At 44.8% G+C, this 2,446-nt stretch carries 3 protein-coding genes; 1 reads left to right on the top strand and 2 read right to left on the bottom strand.

What is annotated here, in order from left to right; genetic code table 11:
* Together IQ242_RS22460 and IQ242_RS22455 are read right to left on the bottom strand one after the other, a co-directional pair.
* Positions 1–706 (bottom strand): histidine kinase dimerization/phospho-acceptor domain-containing protein (locus tag IQ242_RS22460; RefSeq protein ID WP_193961468.1); only part of this gene is annotated, 706 nt, incomplete at its 3' end.
* Between the two features lie 47 nt (positions 707–753).
* On the bottom strand, positions 754–1,506 hold the full coding sequence (locus IQ242_RS22455) for a response regulator transcription factor (protein ID WP_002747616.1): 753 nt from the start codon (positions 1,504–1,506) through the stop codon (positions 754–756).
* 69 nt (positions 1,507–1,575) lie between these two features.
* Between IQ242_RS22455 and IQ242_RS22450 the strand changes: the two genes are divergently transcribed.
* Entirely contained in the window at positions 1,576–2,343 is a 768-nt protein-coding gene (locus IQ242_RS22450; protein WP_193961467.1) for a creatininase family protein, read from the top strand.
* Positions 2,344–2,446: the final 103 nt, after the last annotated feature.

Genomic DNA, 2,446 nt, shown 5'->3' with positions numbered 1-2,446 from the left:
GTTCTAACCAGCGTCTTTCGGGAGCTTGGAGGCGTTTTTGTAAAGCTTCGGTGAGGAGAGAAATAGAGGTTAAGGGAGTGCGTAACTCGTGAGTTAAGTCAGAGAAAGCTCGCTCGCGATTTTGCGATAATTCCACTAAAGGCTGTCTATTTTCGATAAATACAGCGATTTCACCTTCTGGCAAGGGATAACCGTAACCCTTCAAGGCAATCGATTTAGGAGCAATCACTTGGCGATCGCTAATGGGGTTAACAGGATAATTAGTCGGGTAAAAAGTCCAAGTTTGCACCTGTGGACTCTGTTTTTGGCGAGTTTCTTGAATTAATTGATCTAATTCGTAGGAGCGTACCAATTCCAGCAGCAGACGCACTTGATCTGGCTGCCAGCGATCGAGTTTTAAGAGGGTTATTGCCTGTTGATTGCACCAGAGTAGTTGATTATCGGCATCCACATGAAGATAGGCGATCGGCGCTAGTTCTAGCAAGGATTTCTGAATTTCTAAGCTCTTTTCTCGCTCTTGCAGACTTTGGGAGAGAAACTGTAATTCTCGACGCACTAGGGAGGTAACGGGAAAAGAAGCCGACAAATCCGCCGAATCCGAGAGAGCGCTTAGGGTTCGCTTTAACTCTCTATTTAAGCGTGAGACTTGCCAGTAACAAATACTCAAACCTAAAACTACCCCGAAAATAAAAGCGAAAATAGTCATTGTCTGCGGGAGCGGCGATCGCTAATCGGGAAAATATAATCGCTCACCTAGCCAAAACGATAACCGAAACCGCGTACAGTAATCAGGTATTCCGGTTGACTGGGATCGATTTCCAGTTTTTCCCGTAACCAGCGAATGTGAACATCGACGGTTTTGGTGTCTCCTAAAAAATCTGGTCCCCAAATTTGTTCAATTAACTGCTCTCTTGACCAAACTCGGCGCGGATAACTCATAAATAGGTCGAGGAGACGGAATTCTTTAGGAGAAAGGTTAATTTCTTCATGTCGCACCGTCACCCGACATTCCTGGGTATAGAGAAGAACATCGCGGAATTTTCGCACGGGAGCGGCAGCTAGGGAAGTAAATCCTTGACGACGAATCAGAGCGCGACAACGAGCGACTAATTCTCGCATACTAAAGGGTTTAGTCAGATAATCATCGGCACCCACTTCTAAACCCAAAACTCGATCGGTTTCGCTGGCCTTGGCACTTAAGATTAAAATCGGGATAATATTGCCGTGATAGCGCAACAGACGGCAGATATCAAGACCACTGATTTGGGGTAACATTAAATCCAAAACGACCAAATCAAACCGAGATTCACCGTGATTAGATTCTTGACTTTGCAGTAATTCTAGGGCAGCGCGACCATCACTAACACCGAGCGCCTCATAACCTTCTTCTTCCAAAGCCAAAATAATCATATCCCGAATCACTTCTTCATCTTCAACGATTAAAATCCGATGATTGGGAACGAAATCCGTACTCGCCGACAAGGGGGGGGTGTCAAGGGTTAACATAAAAATACTTGATTATTCGTCCTAATTTTATCTCAATTGGTCAACCTGCACTCGGGGGGGTAGAGCCGAATGTTATTACAGTTATCTACCTGGTTAGAGGTGGAATCCTATCTAGAACAATCTCAGGGAATTATTATTCCTATTGGTTCCACGGAACAACACGGGCCGACGGGACTAATTGGTACAGATGCTCTATGCGCTGAGGCGATCGCTAAAGGAGTAGGGACACAGGTACGAGCAATGGTAGCACCGACCTTAAATGTCGGTATGGCCCTACATCACACGGCTTTTCCCGGTACAATTAGTCTTCGTCCTAGCACTTTGATTCAAGTCATCCTCGACTATGTGACTTGTTTAGCTAGAGCCGGTTTTCGTCAATTTTTCTTCATTAATGGTCACGGGGGTAATATTGCCACCCTAAAGGCCGCTTTTGCGGAAACCTATTATCATTTGGATTCCCTCAATTTGCCTAACACAAACGAGGTTAAATGTCAAGTGGCCAATTGGTTTATGGTGCGAGAAGTTTATCTTTTAGCCAAAGAATTGTATGGAGATCAAGAAGGTTCCCACGCTACACCGAGCGAAGTGGCCTTAACTCAGTATCTTTACCCTGAGAGCCTTAAAAACGCCTTTTTATCCGAAAAAGTGGCTTCTGGTCATGATATTTACGGTGCGGCTAATTTTCGCCAAAACTACCCCGATGGTCGTATGGGTTCCAATCCTGCTTTAGCCACTCCCGAACACGGTCAGAGGTTCTATGAATTGGCTGTCAAAGAATTGAGTAATAGTTATCTAGAATGGCTCTCTTGTCCTTTGTCTAAGTTGATTAGTGACTAGGCCTCCGAGACCCGGAATAATTTAACTGTAACCCTAAGTAAGTGGTTTCAATTAAATTGAAGATAGATTTTGTCTTTGATCCCCCCTGCCCCCTTGATAAGGG

Origin of the sequence: Microcystis sp. LEGE 08355 (genome assembly GCF_015207185.1) — a bacterium.
Classification (GTDB): Bacteria; Cyanobacteriota; Cyanobacteriia; order Cyanobacteriales; family Microcystaceae; genus Microcystis; species Microcystis panniformis.
Note: the sequence above shows the minus strand (reverse complement) of the source record. Positions and strands in the feature narration are given on the sequence as shown.